The sequence below is a fragment of the Curvivirga sp. genome (assembly GCF_965219885.1).
GTDB lineage: Bacteria > Pseudomonadota > Alphaproteobacteria > UBA8366 > Aestuariispiraceae > Curvivirga.
Map to the genome: position 1 here is coordinate 2,611,856 of NZ_CBDCOT010000009.1, position 16,606 is coordinate 2,628,461.

Genomic DNA, 16,606 nt, shown 5'->3' on the forward strand with positions numbered 1-16,606 from the left:
CTGCAGTTATTAGCTGTATCAAAGTCGGATTATGTTCATTGAAACATGCTCGTTTTTGAAACTCAATCGTTGAAATAAAGATTTTATCTTTTTGATCTTAATCAGATAATGTTTAGGTTTTTTTAAATTTCATCAATCCGTTATTGCCCCCGCAATCTGTGTTATCTATGATACGCAACAATTGAAATTTGATACCTCCTTTTTGGCTCGGTGGGAAACGATGAAAAAAATCCAGATTCTGGCTGTTTCAACAGCTATTTTATTATCATTGAATGCATGTACGAACACGACGCAGGATGTTGTGGAAGGTGTGTCTGGTGGCTGGTTTAGCGATTCCACCGAAGAGGAGGATCAATCTATTCCTGGTGAGGATGAAGAATTTCCTGCCGTTGGAACTGTGCCAGAACGCCCTGAAGAACCTGAGTTAAAACGTGATTTTGATGCGTTACAATCTGGATTAGTTGCGGATAATCAAAATGCGCAATATAGTGATCAAGTCATTCGGTCACAATCTATTCCAACAAATGAAACACCTATTCAGGCACCTCAACCAGTGCAAGCAGATGTATCTGCACCTGCGGCGCCGCCTGTTGCAAGCAGTGAAACTGTCGCTAAATCGGCGACAACAACAACCGCACCATTGCCAGTTGCGGCGGCCCCGAAGCCAGCACCAACTCCGGCTGAGCCAAAGATTACTTCTACAACTAATAATGCTGTAGCTGTTCCGGCCACGACAACAGGACAGTCGATATCAAATGTTGCACAAGTTGCACCTAAGCCAGTTGAGCCTGCACCAGCACCGGTTCCTGCAACTCCGGCACCGGCAGTTGAAACAGCCACAGAACAAGTTGTTGTTCGACCTAATGTTAGCGCACAAAGCACAGATGCGGGTGCAGTTGTTGATGTGCCAAATGTTCAGGCATCTGAAGAAGCTGTTGCTGCAATCTCCGCTAATCGTGCAGAAGAAGCGGCAAGTAATGGTACACATATCGCAACACTTTATTATTCTATTGGCAATGCGGTTTTAAGTGCGAATGATAAAGCCGTACTAGGTCAAGTAGCTGATTTATATGTGCAAAATGGTGCGACTGGTGTTGCGATTATTGGCCATGCGTCCATTCCTGTGTCGCCGCGTGTCACAAATCCTGCGCTTGTGAACTATAAAGTATCATTAGATCGTGCTGTAAATGTGACTGAGACATTGAAGGCGTTAGGTGTGCCCGCAGATATGATCCTAATGGATGCCCGTGGTGCGAATGACCCGGCCCGTTTAGGTGATACTGATCTGGATCATGCCTATAACCGACGTGCCGAAATCTATTTCTTAAACTAATAATTCCTACTTAAACTTAAAATCGAGGTGAAAAAGAGACGATGATTGAAGAATTCCATCGCATTAAAAGGCTGCCCCCATATGTATTTGCTGAAGTAAATGCTATGAAAGCCGCGGCCCGAGCGAGAGGGGAAGATATCATTGACTTCGGGATGGGTAATCCTGATAGCCCGACACCTCAGCATATTGTCGATAAGCTGGTTGAAGCGATTCAAGACCCGCGCACACATCGTTATTCTGTAAGTCGCGGTATTCCGGGATTGCGTAAAGCATTGGCAGGATATTATGCACGTCGATTTAATGTGGAACTTGATCCTGAAAGCGAAGTGATTGTAACGCTTGGTTCGAAAGAGGGATTGGCCAATTTAGCACAAGCGATTACCAGTCCGGGTGATGTAATTCTTTCTCCTAACCCGACTTATCCGATTCATACATTCGGTTTTATTATTGCTGGTGGCGTCATTCGTCATATGCCTGCGGGCGGTGGCGAAGCGAATTTTCAAGAAAATTTCATGCGTGAATTGGATCGCGCTGTTAAACATTCTATTCCGAAACCTTTGGCTGTGGTATTGAACTTCCCACAAAACCCGACGGCACATTGTGTCGGGTTGGATTTTTATGCAGAGGTTGTTGATTTCTGTAAATTCCACGGCATTTATATTTTGTCCGATATTGCCTATTCCGAAATTTATTTCGGTGATACGCCGCCGCCATCCGTTTTGGAAGTGAAGGGCGCGCGCGATATTGCCATTGAATTTACATCTCTTTCTAAGACTTATTCAATGCCGGGTTGGCGTGTAGGATTCGCAGCAGGGAATAAAAAGCTTGTAGCGGCTCTGGGACGTGTAAAGTCTTATGTTGATTATGGTGCTTTTACACCAATTCAGGTGGCTGCGACAGCAGCATTGAACGGACCACAAGATTGCGTGGATGAAGTTCGTGCCTTATATAAAGAGCGCCGTGATGTCTTAATTGATGGATTGGCAAAAATTGGTTGGGATGTTCCATCGCCCGAAGCATCTATGTTTGCCTGGGCACCACTTCCAGATAAGTATAAGGAAATGGGATCCTTGGAATTTTCTAAGCTGCTGCTTGAAAAAGCAGGCGTTGCTGTGGCTCCTGGTGTGGGCTTTGGCGAATATGGCGATGGTCATGTTAGATTTGGTTTGGTTGAAAATACTCAACGAATCCGGCAAGCCATTCGCAACATGAAAGATCTGTTAACAGATTAAAATAAAATCGTATGGTCTTTTTGTAAAAATAGCGGAATTTATAACCTTAGTTAAAAAGAGAAAAATCACATGAGTAAAGATGGCAAACCAGTGAAAATCGCAATTGCAGGCTTAGGTACTGTAGGGGCGGGCACCGTTAATTTGTTGGCTGAGCAAGCTGACGTTTTAACAACACGTTCTGGTCGTCAACTTACGGTAACCGCAGTATCTGCACGTGATCGCAATCGCGATCGTGGATGTGATCTTTCTGGTTTTGCTTGGTATGATGATGCTGTTGAAATGGCACGTGAAGCAGATGCAGATATTTATGTAGAACTTATTGGCGGCTCTGACGGACCAGCAAAAGCAGCTGTAGAAGCTGCCTTGAATTCTGGTAAACATGTGGTGACAGCCAACAAGGCATTGATGGCGCATCATGGATTTGAGCTTGCACAATCGGCTGAAGAAAAAAATGTTGGCTTGACCTATGAGGCTGCTGTAGCTGGTGGTATTCCTGTAATTAAATCCATCCGTGAAGGATTAGCAGGGAACAAGATTTCATCTTTGCATGGTATCTTAAACGGCACTTGTAACTATATCCTAACCACAATGCGTGAAACTGGACGTGATTTTGCGGATGTATTATCTGAGGCGCAAGAACTTGGTTATGCGGAAGCTGATCCTAGCTTTGATATTGATGGTGTGGATGCTGCACATAAATTGGCGTTACTTGCTTCGTTATCCTTTGGAACCAAGGTAGATTTTGATGGCATGCATGTAGAAGGCATTCGTCATGTCTCTGCAACTGATATCCAATATGCATCTGAACTTGGTTATAAAATCAAACTTCTAGGTATCGCAGAAAATGGCGATAATGGTATTTTCCAACGCGTGCATCCTGTGATGGTGCCTGCAGATAAGCCAATCGCAGGTGTAGAAGGTGTTTATAACGCTGTTGTAACTGAGGGCGATTTTGTTGGCACAACAGTTTTACAAGGTCGTGGGGCTGGTGCAGGACCAACAGCATCAGCAGTTGTTGCAGACATTGTTGATATTGCTACAGGTCGTATTGCACCTGCATTTGGAATTGCGGCGGGTGATTTAGTTGAAAAAGCTACTTTGAGCATGGATAATCATAGTGGGTCTTGCTACATCCGTCTTCAGGTGATCGATAAGCCAGGCGTGATGGCAGATGTTACACGTATTCTCAAAGAGGAAGATGCATCTATCGAAGCAATGTTACAACGCGGTCGCGCACCAGGTTCAGCAGTTTCTGTTGTGATGACCATTCATGAAACCAATGAAGCGGCAGTGAGCCGTGCTTTGGCAAAGATGGAAGCATTGGATGAAGTTCAAGGGAAACCTTGCATGATCCGCATTGAAAAATTCACAGAAAACTAAACCTTTAAAGTTTTTGGTAAATATATGCACAAAAAGCATGAAATCTTGGAAGACTTCATGTATAGACTGCTCAGAATTTAAAAACTGAGCATCAGGTTTAAGGAAAATTTAAAATGGCTATTACAGAACGTAACCTTGCATTGGAAGCTTGCCGCGTGACAGAAGCAGCAGCTTTGGCATCCTCTCGTTGGATTGGTAAAGGGGACGAGAAGGCAGCGGACCAAGCGGCTGTTGACGCAATGCGTACAGCATTAAACGCGATGGATATCCAAGGTACAGTTGTAATTGGTGAAGGTGAACGTGACGAAGCACCTATGCTTTATATCGGCGAAGAAGTTGGTACAGGCACAGGCCCGAAAGTTGATATCTCACTTGACCCATTGGAAGGTACAACAATTACTGCAAAAGGTGGCCCAAACGCTTTGGCTGTGATTGCAATGGCCGAAGAAGGTGGCTTTTTGAATGCACCTGACACCTATATGCAAAAAATCGCTGTAGGTGGCGGATTGCCAGACGGTATCGTTGATATTGATGCAACACCAGAAGAAAATTTGCGTAATCTTGCAAAAGCAAAAGATAAAGAGATGGAAGAGATGTTAGTCTGCATCTTGGACCGTCCGCGTCATGCAGAGATCATCGAACAGGTTCGTGCATGTGGTGCGCGTATTATGTTGATTGGTGATGGTGACGTGTCTGGTGTCATTTCTACATCTGATCCGTCTACAGGTGTTGATATGTATATCGGTTCTGGTGGTGCACCGGAAGGTGTTTTAGCTGCAGCAGCGTTACGTTGCATTGGTGGTCAAATTCAAGGTCGTTTGTTATTCCGTAACGATGATGAAAAAGCACGTGCTGCAAAATGGGGCATTACTGATCTTGATCGTGTTTACAAAATGGAAGATATGGCAAAAGGGGATGTTATGTTCTCTGCTACTGGTGTGACAGATGGGTCCATGTTGCAAGGCGTACGTGTATTACCACATAAAGCAATCACACAAACACTTATCATGCGTTCCAAATCCGGCACAGTTCGTAAGATTGAAGCTGAACATAACTTCTCCCGTAAAACATGGGTGAAGTGGTAAGCCATGACTGTGAATTCCCCGTTATTAGGTGTTGAAAAATCAATTTCCGGTCAACGTTGGGAATTACGTGAAGGTAATGAACGAGAATCGCTGGCTTTATGCCAGCGTTTTTCTTTGCCAGATATTGTGGGTCGTATTCTATCAGCCCGTGGCATTGGTCTAGATCAGGCTGAAGATTTTCTAAATCCATCTCTTAAAACTCAGTTACCTGATCCGTCTCATCTTGTTGATATGGATAAGGCTATCAGCCATCTTGTAAAAGAAATCCAGTCTGGTAACAGAATCGCAGTATTTGGTGATTATGATGTGGATGGTGCAACTTCAAGCGCTGTATTGAAGCGTTACTTTAATATGCTTGGTCTTGATATGGGGGTTTATATCCCTGACCGGATGTCGGAAGGCTATGGGCCAAATTTGCCTGCTTTGTTGAAATTGAAAGAGCAGGGATATTCTACCGTTATTACCGTTGATTGCGGTATTACAGCTTTTGATGTTTTAGGCGAAGCGTCAAAGTCTGGGCTTAACATGGTGGTTATGGATCATCATGCTGCCGAAGCGCATCTACCGGATGCGATTGCTGTTGTAAATCCAAACCGACTCGATGATGCGAGTCCACATGGACATATGGCTGCTGTAGGCGTTGTTTTCTTGCTGGTCGTTGGGTTAAATCGTGCTTTACGTGATGTCGGTTTCTTTGATGATAAGAAAGAACCCGATATTCGTTTACTACTAGATTTGGTCGCTCTTGGAACCGTTTGTGATGTGGTGCCCCTTAAAGGGGTAAATCGTGCTTTTGTCTCACAAGGTCTTAAGGTTATGGCGGGTCGTCGTAACACTGGCATGAAGGCTTTAGCAGATGTTTCCGCCGTGGATGGCCCACCAAGTGCCTATCATTTAGGTTTTCAAATGGGGCCGCGCGTAAATGCAGGTGGGCGTGTCGGGGAAGCAGCCCTCGGTAGCCGTTTGCTTGCAAGTGACACGCCGCAAGAAGCCCTTTCGATTGCGCGACAACTAGACGGCTTTAATGCAGAACGCAAAGAAATTGAAGCTGCATGTTTAGAACAAGCCATTGAAATGGTTGAGCGTGAAGGGCGTGAAAAAGACAGCTTAATTTATGTGGCATCTGAAGGCTGGCATGCAGGGGTGATTGGGATCGTGGCAAGCCGGCTAAAGGAACGTTATGGCGCCCCGGCTTGTGTTGTTGCAATTGAGAATGGTGTGGGAAAAGGATCTGGGCGATCTGTTGAAGGTGTGGATCTTGGAGCGCATGTAATTGCAGCGCATCAAGCGGAGCTACTTGTGAATGGTGGCGGTCACAAAATGGCTGCAGGATTTACCGTTACTGAAGCTTTGAGTGAAGAGTTTCGCGACTATTTAAATGAAAGAATTTCCAAACAAGTTGCCGAAATGGAAATGCTACCAACCCTAACAGTCGATGGTTGTCTACAGGCAAGTGGAGCAACGATTGATTTGGTAAAGAAACTGGATCAGCTAGCCCCATTTGGAGCTGGAAATGCGACCCCAAAATTTGTTCTGGAAAACGTAAAAATTATCAAGCCACGTATTGTCGGTACAGATCATGTAAGTTGTCAGGTAAGTAGCTCTGGCGGTGGAAATTGGATCAAAGCTATTGCTTTCCGATGTGCTGATCAAAATTTAGGTGATTTACTTCTATCTGCAAATAACGGCTTACCTGTACACTTGGCGGGACGTTTGCAAATAGACAGTTGGCAGGGGCGCGATTCAGTTCAAATTATAATTGAAGACGCGGCACCTGCCTAACTTAATAGTTTACTATTTCATCCCGGAAACAGTTTGCATCATTTCATCTGCCGTTCGGATCGTAGTCGCGGCAGAACTGTATGCTCGCTGTGTAGTAATCATGTTGCTAAATTCTGCATTTAGATTTGTGGATGCGCCTTCATAGGCACCCGCTACAAAACGCGCACGAGTTGTAACCTCAGGATCATAAACGGCGATTTCGCCAGATTGACCAGTTGTTTCAAAATGCGTGCCCGAAATAGCGTTTAGACCCTCAGCGTTACGGACATCTCCAATTGCAATTTTTGCAACAGGTCTTGTCGCACCATTTGTGAATTTACCATATACGATACCATCTTCGCCAAAATAGGTGCTGCCTAAGACGCCTTCACTGAAGCCATTTGTGTTAATGCTATCAAGAGTATTCGCACCAGCGAATTGAGTAAGATCCCCTAAGTTTAAAGTGAATGTATTTGAGGCGCCTGAATTTGCCCAATTGACAGACACATCTAAACTGTTGCTTGTACTGCCGACGATTGACATTTCGGAGCCTGTTGCATCAAATTCAACCTGAAAAGGTGCCGTGCTTACAGTGCCGTTGTCACCTGTTATAGTTACATCCCATAAATCGGGAGTCGCTGACTTCGTGAAAACCATGTTAACGGTTTGTCCATCATTAACGCCATCTGTGTCACCACTACCATCTAGGACACCAAAACTAATTGTTTGGGATTCACCAACCGCGGTATCAGGCGATATATTTGCACGAATGCTGACTTCTGACGTTGCCACCGCAGCATAAGTCGTGCTCTGACGATCTGCGCGGATGGGCCCAATTGAATTGAGATCATTACCAGTGTTGAAAGTGCTAGTCGCGGGATTGTAATCCCAGCCTAACAAATAATTGCCAGAACCGTCTTTAATATAGCTAGCACCAGAACCGTCTTGTTCCAATTGAATATCAAACTGACCTGCTGCTGTTAAATAAGTTTGTCCACCAGTTAGAGAGTCACTGGTAATAAAAAAACCTTTTCCCATCAAAGCGCCATCAAGCGGGCTTTGTGTGGAGATAGTCGTACCTTCTGCGCCATAGCGATTAAACGCGACGCCTGAAGTGCCGCTATAATTCCCATAAACACTTCCATATCTCGACTCATTTGTAAGGGAGTTGGTGTGTATTTGTGTATGCTTATAACCTGCAGTATTCAAGTTCGCGATATTGTCAGCAATCGCAGCAAGAGATCGCGAATGGGCCCTCATTGCTGTAATACCTGACGTAAATGAATAATCCGATACCATATTTACTTCCTCTATCGAACCAAAGTTCAGGCAGTATTTGCCTAATTACATCTTCTCACTTATCGGTAATGCAAATCTGGTGCCAAATATGGGGCGGGGAAACGAAATTAATTTAATAAAAGAGAAGAAATATCTTTAAAAGAGGGTTGACCATTAGGGGCGAAATCTTTAAATCAACTCTCACAGCAAAGTTAAGGCTGTAAATAAAATATGTCCCCTTCGTCTAGAGGCCTAGGACACCGCCCTTTCACGGCGGCAACACGGGTTCGAATCCCGTAGGGGATGCCAATTTAAAACCGCTCGCAGAAATGTTTGAGCGGTTTTTTGCATTCAGAATAAACTATCAATGTTGTGTTTAAGAGATCACTGTTGATTGGTCTCTTAACAGATTTAACAAATTCTCACTCATCTCTGTGTGGAAAAAGCCTTCCTTGGCGACCAAGTAGTATCCGTTATTTGTTTGCATGATTGGAAAATTAAGTGGGACGAGGGCACCAGTTTCTACGAAATCCTTTACGACACCCGTCCAGCCTAAAGCAATGCCATGCCCTAGCAAAGCTTGGTTAATGGCAAGTCCATAATTTGAGGTTGAGGTTAACTTGTTGATTTTTCCATATTCAGGCGCAAATTTTTCTGCCCATTCTTTCCAACCAAGCCATCTTTCTTCTTCATCTTCAAGATAGATGATAGGGCCTTTTTCCAATAGATCTTTACCCGATAAATGTTGATATTGTTCGGCGACTTTAGGGGCCGCAACAGGAATAACTGCTTCATCAATTAATTTCACAGCATGAAACCCTTTCCAATTGCCATCACCAAAGACAATCGCACAATCCACATTTTCTAGAAGAATGTCGGAATTTTTTTCCATTGTTGTTACCCGCATAATCAAGTCAGGATATTTTTCGCGAAGCAACTGGGTTTTGGGCAGCAACCAATAAGCTGCAATGCCGGGATAAGTGGCAAGTGAAATTTCGTTATCGTTTCGATTACTACTTCTTAAACGCTCACTGGCAGTCGCTATATCATTTAGGGCAGCGGCGATTGCCTCATAGTAGGCATCTGCCTCATCGGTTGGCACGATAGCCGCACCATGTTTTGTAAACAGTTTGGTTTGTAGATCATCTTCCAGATTTCTGATTTGATGGCTGATCGCGGGTTGTTGCACATTTAGTGAATTTGCCGCACGTGTGAAACTGCGTAATCGATAACATGCTTCAAATGCACGAATGGCTCTAAGTGGCGGAAGTTGTTTCATCTTGAATTACGTTATTGAAAAAAATAATAATGAAGAAAAATTAAACATACTTCTCCTATGAAGTAAACTTGGATATAGAATTATAAGAATAAGATTAGCCTGTTTTGGAGAAAAATAATGTCTCAACCCGTTCTTGCGATTTCCCGGCGTACTCGATCAACTCCTTACTCTAACCGTGTAAGTGAGTGTGGAGTTAAGGGATATACGGTTTACAATCGTACCTTATTGCCAACTCAGTTTCGCGAAAGCGCAGAAGCTGACTATTGGCATTTGCGAGAATTTGTACAAATTTGGGATGTGACTTGTGAACGACAAGTGCAATTGCAAGGTCCAGATGCTGCAAAACTGGCTCAATTAATGACACCGCGTAGTTTGCAAAAGGCAGTTGTAGGGCAGGGCGTATATGCACCTATCGTTAACCAAGACGGTGGCATGTTGAATGATCCAATTATCTTGAAGTTAGCAGAAGATAAGTTTTGGTTATCCATTGCGGATAGCGACCTTTTACTTTGGGCTAAAGGTTTGGCATATGGCATGAACTTAAATGTGGATGTTACAGAACCGGATGTATTCCCGCTTGCTGTTCAAGGTCCAAAAGCTGACGATGTTGTTGCAAAAGTTTTTGGCGAGCAAGTGCGCGATATACGCTTTTTCCGTTTTGAAGAACTAGAGTTTCATGGTGTGAAAATGCCTGTTGCGCGTTCTGGCTGGAGCAAACAGGGCGGTTTTGAAATTTACTTAACCGATTTTTCTTTAGGAGAAGCGTTATGGGATGCCCTTTGGGAAGCCGGGAAAGAGTTCAACGTCGGTCCGGGGAATCCTAATCTGATTGAGCGTATTGAAGGGGGGCTGTTTTCTTACGGAAATGATTTTACAACGGAAAATAATCCTCTTGAATGCGGCATAGGGCAATATTGTCATCTTGATGGTGATTTTGATTTTATCGGCAAAGAAGCATTGCTTAAAATTCGGGAAGAAGGCGTAAAGCGTCGTATTCGAGGTTTGGTGATTGAGGATGAGTTGAAAACGGCCTGTTCTGGGCTTTGGCCCGTTGAAGTGGACGGCAAGTTTGCAGGAAATGTAACATCGGCCTGTTATTCACCTGCGCTCAAAAAGAATATCGCGAATGGTATGATCGAAATCGATTATTGTGAAACAGGTCAATCTGTGACGGTTCAAACACCTGACGGCCCAAGACAAGCCAAGATTTGTGATCTTCCGTTTGAAGTGCCAGAGCTTTAATATAAACTAAATTTAATATGGAAAAAGAGCTCGGCGATAAAAGATCGGGCTCATTCCAAAAAAAATAAAACAATAGGGAGTTTGCGTAATGGGATCTGCATTGAGCGCAACTGAAGGATTAGAGAAAAATCCAGCAAATTATGTACCTTTGTCACCTATATCTTTTCTTGTACGCACGAAAGATATCTTTCCATATCGGACGTCAGTCATTTATGGTGATAAAAAATATACTTGGGCAGAAACATATGAGCGTTGCGTAAGATTTGCGTCAGCTTTAAAGAAAGCAGGCCTTAAAAAAGGCGAAGTAGTTTCAATACTTTCACCAAATATCCCACCGATGTTTGAAGCACATTTTGCCGTGGCTATGGCCGGTGGCGTTTTAAATACGATAAATATGCGGCTTGAGCATGACACACTCGCTTATATTTTTGATCATGCTGAGACCAAAATTCTGATTGTTGATCGTCAATTCTCACTTCCTGTAAAGCAGGCTTTGAATGAATGTGAGAATAAGAGTTTCAAAATTATTGATATCGTTGATGAAATGGCACCTGAAGTTTCTGGTGAAGATAATAAGCTGGGTGATATCGATTATGAAAGTTTTGTTGCCAGCGGAGATGCCGATTTTGACTGGCAAATGCCGGATGATGAATGGGATAGTCTGGCTTTAAACTATACTTCCGGTACCAGTGGGCGACCGAAAGGTGTCGTATATCATCATCGCGGTGCGTATTTGATGGCGATGGGAACAATTCCGGGCTGGAACATACAAAACCATCCAACATATCTATATGTCGTACCAATGTTCCATTGCAATGGATGGGGGCATGCGTGGACAATGACTGCACTTGCAGGAACAATTGTTTGTCTGAGATATGTGGACCCGGGCGATATCTATACTGCATTATCAAAAAATAAAGTTACTCATTTTGGTGGTGCGCCTATCGTTTTATCTATGTTGATCAACGCAACTGATGAACAGCGTAAACCTTTGCATAATAAAGTTCATGCAATGACCGCTGGCGCACCGCCACCTGCAGCTGTTATTGAAAAAGTCCAAAAGCTTGGTATCGATATTACACAAGTCTATGGCTTAACAGAGACATTTGGTCATGTTCTTGAATGTGTTTGGCAGGATCAATGGGATGGATTGAATTTTACAGATCAAGCTGCGATTAAAGCTCAGCAGGGTGTTGTCTTTCCGATGATGGAAGGAATGCGTATTGTTAATCTTGAAACCGGTGAGCCCGTTGCACGTGACGGTGAAGAGTTAGGAGAAATCCAGCTACGTGGTAACACGGTGATGAAAGGCTATTTAAAGGCACCAGATGCCACTGCTGAAGCCTTTAAAGATGGGTGGTTCCACTCCGGCGATTTAGCGGTCATGCATCCTAGTGGATATGCAGAAATTCGGGATCGTCTTAAAGACATTATCATTTCCGGTGGTGAGAATATTTCTTCTGTTGAGGTTGAGGGTGTTTTATTTAAGCATCCTGCTGTTAGCTTGGCCGCTGTTGTCGCAAGACCGGATGAAAAATGGGGTGAAACTCCCTGCGCCTTTATTGAGTTAAAAGAAGGTGAAGATGTTACCGAGGACGAATTGCTTAAATTCTGTCGAGAACATCTAGCAGGTTTTCAAATGCCAAAAACGATTTTGTTTGAGGATTTACCAAAAACTGCGACAGGCAAAATCCAAAAATTTAAATTACGCGAGAAAGCACGCCATCTATAAGGTGGAAAAGGGGAGAGAATTCGATGTTTAACGCATTAATTGTGAATAAAGATGATGAAGGTAAGGTGTCTGCTGAAATTCAGGAACTGGATGATTCTCAACTTCCATCCGATGGTGATGTGACCGTTGCTGTTGAATATTCCACAGTGAATTATAAAGACGGCCTATGTTTAACCGGAAATGGTGGGTTGGTGCGAAACTATCCTCATATTCCGGGTATTGATTTTGTTGGCACTGTCGAAACGTCGAGTGATGCACGTTATAAGCCCGGTGATAAGGTGGTTCTGACTGGTTGGCGTGTTGGAGAAGTTTGGTGGGGCGGTTATTCCCAGAAAGCCAAAGTTAAAGCGGACTGGTTAGTGCCTTTACCAGATGGAATTTTCCCGAAACAGGCAATGGCTGTTGGGACTGCGGGCTTTACCTCTATGTTATCTGTCATGGCGCTTGAGGATCATGGATTAAAAGTTGGTAATGGGCCTGTTTTGGTTACTGGTGCAGCCGGTGGTGTTGGTTCTGTTGCTACAGCTATTTTGGCTAAGCTTGGTCATGAAGTCGCAGGTGTAACAGGACGTCCTGAAACAGCAGATTATTTGAAATCTCTTGGTGCTAGTCAGATTGTTGCACGTGAAGAAGTTAATGAGACAACGAAAAGACCATTGGAAACCGAAACATGGGCTGGCTGTGTTGATGCTGTTGGTGGCGCAATGCTTGCGCGGGTATTGGGGCAAATGAAATATGGTGCTTCCGTTGCTGCAGTTGGCTTGGCTGGTGGGGCTGGGTTACCTGCTACAGTGATCCCGTTTTTATTACGTGGTGTGAATCTATTAGGGATTGATTCAGTGATGCGTCCCTATGAAGATCGTCTCCGTGCATGGGAACGTATTGCAAAGGATCTTCCCATGGAGAAATTGGAAGATATGATTGTTGATGCAACTCTATCTGATCTGCCATCGTTAGGTGGGGATATTCTTGCAGGTAAAGTTAAGGGACGTGTTGTTGTTGATGTAAATGCATAAGCAAATGGAGGCGTCTTAAATCGCCTCCATTACACCGACGATATGTGAAATATTATTTGCGTCGTCCCAAAGTGGACAATCGATAGATTGGAATCTTCGTTTATGTCCAGATTGATCTATAAATTCACCTTCACACCAAAAAGCGGTCTTTGCACTTAAGATTTTCTGTAGATAGGTTATAAGTGCATCCAGATGCGCGTCGACCTTAGCTGCTTCTGTGTTAATACGGACATTTGTGTAGCGATTGCCAAGAAGGTCGATTGCTTTTTCACCAAGTACACGAACATAAAAGTCATCATCTGCCAGTATAGAATATAAAAAATACCCTTCCGCATCTTTCAGATGATCTACGATATCAAAAGACGATTTCCTTGGGATATCCGATTGATGAGAATACCACCAATTATATAGGTTCTGAACTTTTTTAGAGTTGAACCGTATATCAGGTATTACTTGATGTTCAGTAACAGATACGAGCTGTGAAAGATTTTTGCGACCCTCCACACCGTCTCGGATTATGCGATCTTGTTTCATTAATCTATTGCTTCGAGGATACCAATGATTTGAACGACATTTGAATCTTTCCCCAAAAGGGGGCAGTCAATTGATTGAAAACGGCGTAACCGGTCAAGACGATCACGGAATTTACCTGTGCATATATAGGGTGTTTTATCATCATATATCTGTTGTAAATAGGGGATCAAAGATAAGAGGTGCGGGTCATCTTTTGCTGTTTCTGCACTGACTGTTATTCCACTATATTGTTTGCGAATAATATCTGAGGCGACTTCGCCATTTAGACGTATTTCATATTCGTCACGCGAAATAACCTTATAGAGGAAAAATTCACCAGCGTCATGAATATGATGCAAAATATCAAAATCATCTCTGGTTGGACAATTGGGGTGAAAGGAACACCACCAGTCATAAAGCCGTTTAGCCTTCTGGGATTGAAAAAATGTTTCTTTTGTCGCTTTTTGGTTGAGGATCTCAACAAAACCGTTTTCTTCATGTTTCTTATTATTATTTTTGCCTGAAGAAATGGTCATATAAATGGATCACCTTTTTTACTTTTGCTGAAAGTGATTTATTACACTAACGGGGAAAGCTATACTGTTTCAAGGCGAATTAGGTATAAAAATCAACGAAACTATATTTTTCGCAATCTAATTGAACTTATTTATATTTAAGGTTGAATTTAAAATGAATAAAAATCGCGATGAGATTTTACGAGAAAAGGAAATAAGGGCAAAGGCGGAACTAGCGGAACTAGCGGAACAGGGTAATGGATTTGGTGCCGGGTTCGCGAAGGGCGCCTTGAAAAAACAACAAGTTTTGGAAGAGGAAGATGTAAAGCTTTATGAAGGAGCGACCGGAAACAAAAAATCTACCAATTATATCTTTCTTGGTTTGATGGCGATTTTTGCCCTAATTTTAATCTTTAATCTTCTTTCGCGTTTTCTATAAAAAACACTGGTCATATAGGGGATGATCATGTACCCCATATGACTTGAAATATTAATTAATCCCGATAGTTGAGAGGATCATATGTCTGAGACAAGCAAAGTAAAAATCGGTATTCTTGGAGCCAGCGGTTATACAGGGGCAGACCTTGTGCGATTGCTGATCAATCACGAGAATGCGGATATTCGATGCTTGACTGCGAACTCTCATGCAGGAAAGCCGATGGAAGACGTATACCCACATTTAGGTGGATATGATTTGCCGGATTTGGTGACTTGGGAGCAAGCTGATTGGGATGATTTAGATGTTGTTTTCTGTGGTTTACCACATGGTACCACACAAGACATTATCGCTCAGCTTCCAGAAAAAGTGAAAGTTGTTGATTTATCTGCTGATTTCCGTCTGGAAAATGTGGATACATATGCGCAATGGTATGGCCATGAACATCGTGCGCCTGATTTACAGGCAACCGCAGCTTACGGGTTAACAGAACTGAACCGTGATAAAGTTGCGAAAAGCCGTTTGGTCGCGTGTCCGGGATGTTATCCGACCGCCACTTTATTAGCATTGCTTCCATTGGTTCAATCTGGTGTCATTCAGGTTGAAGATATGATTATTGATGCGAAGTCAGGGGTGACTGGTGCTGGACGTGGTTTGAAACAAAATACCTTGTTCTGTGAAATTGGTGAGGGACTTACACCATATGGTGTTGCAAGCCATCGTCATGCACCTGAAATCGAACAGGAAATTGCAAAAGCGGCGGGTGCCGATCCATTATCTGTACAAGTGAACTTTACACCACATCTCATCCCGATGAGCCGTGGAGAGTTAATTACTGCCCATGTAAAATTATCTTCTGGTAAAACTGTTGATGATTTACGTACTGTCTTAACCCAACAATATGCCAACGAGCCGTTTGTTCGTATTCTTGGCGAAGGAAAAATGCCACAAACACAAATGGTACGTGGATCAAACAATGCGGTTATTAATGTGTTTGAAGATCGTATTAAAGGTCGGGCAATTGTAATTGCAGCCATTGATAATTTGGTTAAAGGGTCAAGTGGTCAAGCGGTTCAAAATATGAATGTGATGTTAGGGTTGGATGAGACAACCTCCCTTCGCCAGGTTGCAATGTTCCCTTAATTACGATGATAGGAAGAATATCATGAAGGAAAAAGATCGAAATATTTTACCTTTCAAAGATATTCTTCCATCTATTGACAAAACCACTTTTATCGCACCAAGCGCATATATCATTGGTGACGTTATCATTGGGGAAGATTGCGGTATATGGTATGGATGTACGATCCGTGGGGATAGTAATGAAATTCGTATTGGTAATCGGGTAAACATTCAAGATGGTACAGTCGTTCATGTGGCTTCGGAAGGTCAGGGAACTTATATCGGTGATGATGTAACTATCGGTCATATGGCCCTTATACATGCATGTACTTTGCATGATAAATGCTTTATTGGGATGAAAGCCTGTATCATGGATGGTGCGGTGGTTGAGAGCGGTGCCATGGTTGCTGCAGGAGCTTTGGTCAGTCCCGGAAAGATAGTCAAAACTGGCGAGTTATGGGCTGGAGTACCTGCAAAACCAGTGCGCAATATTACAGAAAAAGATCAAAAGTTAATGACTTGGACGGCCAATCATTATGTGGAACTCGCACAAGAACATGTCGAGTCTATATTGAAAACGGAATGAGTCCGTTTTGAAAACAAATTTAATAAAATGTGAACATTTTTTCAAAAAATACTAGATTATTTTAATTTCACTGATAAACTCTTGCTCTGGTGGAAG

General features: G+C 43.1%; 15 protein-coding genes and 1 tRNA gene. 12 read left to right on the forward strand and 4 right to left on the reverse strand.

Going from position 1 to position 16,606, the window contains the following annotated elements; translation table 11 throughout:
- Window positions 1-220 precede the first annotated feature (220 nt).
- The 5 genes from ACOQOA_RS17790 (at window position 221) to recJ (ending at window position 6,812) form a co-directional block, all read left to right on the forward strand.
- Entirely contained in the window at window positions 221-1,333 is a 1,113-nt protein-coding gene (locus tag ACOQOA_RS17790; protein WP_420549938.1) for an OmpA family protein, read from the forward strand.
- Between the two features lie 41 nt (window positions 1,334-1,374).
- Entirely contained in the window at window positions 1,375-2,565 is a 1,191-nt protein-coding gene (locus ACOQOA_RS17795) for an LL-diaminopimelate aminotransferase (RefSeq protein ID WP_420549939.1), read from the forward strand.
- 69 nt (window positions 2,566-2,634) lie between these two features.
- Window positions 2,635-3,945 (forward strand): homoserine dehydrogenase, encoded by a 1,311-nt coding sequence (locus ACOQOA_RS17800; protein ID WP_420549940.1) that lies wholly within the window; start codon window positions 2,635-2,637, stop codon window positions 3,943-3,945.
- Between the two features lie 113 nt (window positions 3,946-4,058).
- Window positions 4,059-5,030 (forward strand): class II fructose-bisphosphatase, encoded by a 972-nt coding sequence (gene glpX, locus ACOQOA_RS17805; RefSeq protein ID WP_420549941.1) that lies wholly within the window; start codon window positions 4,059-4,061, stop codon window positions 5,028-5,030.
- Between the two features lie 3 nt (window positions 5,031-5,033).
- Window positions 5,034-6,812 carry a single-stranded-DNA-specific exonuclease RecJ gene (recJ, locus tag ACOQOA_RS17810; protein WP_420549942.1) on the forward strand — a complete coding sequence of 593 codons (1,779 nt, stop codon included), beginning with the start codon at window positions 5,034-5,036 and terminating at the stop codon, window positions 6,810-6,812.
- Window positions 6,813-6,824: 12 nt separating this feature from the next.
- Here recJ and ACOQOA_RS17815 read toward each other — a convergent pair whose 3' ends face one another.
- A complete protein-coding gene (locus ACOQOA_RS17815; protein ID WP_420549943.1) occupies window positions 6,825-8,090 on the reverse strand; it encodes a flagellar hook-basal body complex protein in 1,266 nt (421 codons plus the stop codon).
- 212 nt (window positions 8,091-8,302) lie between these two features.
- Here ACOQOA_RS17815 and ACOQOA_RS17820 point away from each other — a divergent pair.
- A tRNA-Glu gene (locus tag ACOQOA_RS17820) sits at window positions 8,303-8,378 on the forward strand.
- Between the two features lie 67 nt (window positions 8,379-8,445).
- Here the strand turns inward: ACOQOA_RS17820 and ACOQOA_RS17825 are convergent.
- A complete protein-coding gene (locus tag ACOQOA_RS17825) occupies window positions 8,446-9,348 on the reverse strand; it encodes a LysR substrate-binding domain-containing protein (RefSeq protein ID WP_420549944.1) in 903 nt (300 codons plus the stop codon).
- A 117-nt stretch (window positions 9,349-9,465) separates the two neighbouring features.
- On the opposite strand from ACOQOA_RS17825, the gene ACOQOA_RS17830 reads away from it, so the two are divergent.
- The 3 genes from ACOQOA_RS17830 to acuI all read left to right on the forward strand — a co-directional run bounded on the left by ACOQOA_RS17830 (window position 9,466) and on the right by acuI (window position 13,338).
- Window positions 9,466-10,590, forward strand: coding sequence for a dimethylsulfoniopropionate demethylase (locus ACOQOA_RS17830; protein WP_420549945.1), 1,125 nt, complete (start codon window positions 9,466-9,468; stop codon window positions 10,588-10,590).
- Between the two features lie 88 nt (window positions 10,591-10,678).
- Complete coding sequence (locus tag ACOQOA_RS17835; protein ID WP_420549946.1) at window positions 10,679-12,322, forward strand: acyl-CoA synthetase; 1,644 nt, start codon at window positions 10,679-10,681, stop codon at window positions 12,320-12,322.
- A 23-nt stretch (window positions 12,323-12,345) separates the two neighbouring features.
- Window positions 12,346-13,338: an acryloyl-CoA reductase gene (gene acuI, locus ACOQOA_RS17840; RefSeq protein ID WP_420549947.1), complete on the forward strand. Its 993-nt coding sequence runs from the start codon at window positions 12,346-12,348 to the stop codon at window positions 13,336-13,338.
- A gap of 15 nt (window positions 13,339-13,353) precedes the next feature.
- Here the strand turns inward: acuI and ACOQOA_RS17845 are convergent, their stop codons facing one another.
- A complete protein-coding gene (locus ACOQOA_RS17845; RefSeq protein WP_420549948.1) occupies window positions 13,354-13,872 on the reverse strand; it encodes a hypothetical protein in 519 nt (172 codons plus the stop codon).
- Window positions 13,872-14,387, reverse strand: a complete 516-nt coding sequence (locus ACOQOA_RS17850) for a hypothetical protein (protein WP_420549949.1) — start codon at window positions 14,385-14,387, stop codon at window positions 13,872-13,874. Before ACOQOA_RS17850 ends, ACOQOA_RS17845 begins: the two co-directional genes overlap by 1 nt.
- A 154-nt stretch (window positions 14,388-14,541) precedes the next feature.
- On the opposite strand from ACOQOA_RS17850, the gene ACOQOA_RS17855 reads away from it, so the two are divergent.
- The 3 genes from ACOQOA_RS17855 to ACOQOA_RS17865 all read left to right on the forward strand — a co-directional run bounded on the left by ACOQOA_RS17855 (window position 14,542) and on the right by ACOQOA_RS17865 (window position 16,510).
- Window positions 14,542-14,805, forward strand: coding sequence for a hypothetical protein (locus tag ACOQOA_RS17855; protein ID WP_420549950.1), 264 nt, complete (start codon window positions 14,542-14,544; stop codon window positions 14,803-14,805).
- Between the two features lie 81 nt (window positions 14,806-14,886).
- A complete protein-coding gene (gene argC / locus ACOQOA_RS17860) occupies window positions 14,887-15,945 on the forward strand; it encodes an N-acetyl-gamma-glutamyl-phosphate reductase (protein ID WP_420549951.1) in 1,059 nt (352 codons plus the stop codon).
- A gap of 22 nt (window positions 15,946-15,967) precedes the next feature.
- Window positions 15,968-16,510 carry a gamma carbonic anhydrase family protein gene (locus ACOQOA_RS17865; protein ID WP_420549952.1) on the forward strand — a complete coding sequence of 181 codons (543 nt, stop codon included), beginning with the start codon at window positions 15,968-15,970 and terminating at the stop codon, window positions 16,508-16,510.
- The last annotated feature ends 96 nt before the right edge of the window (window positions 16,511-16,606 follow it).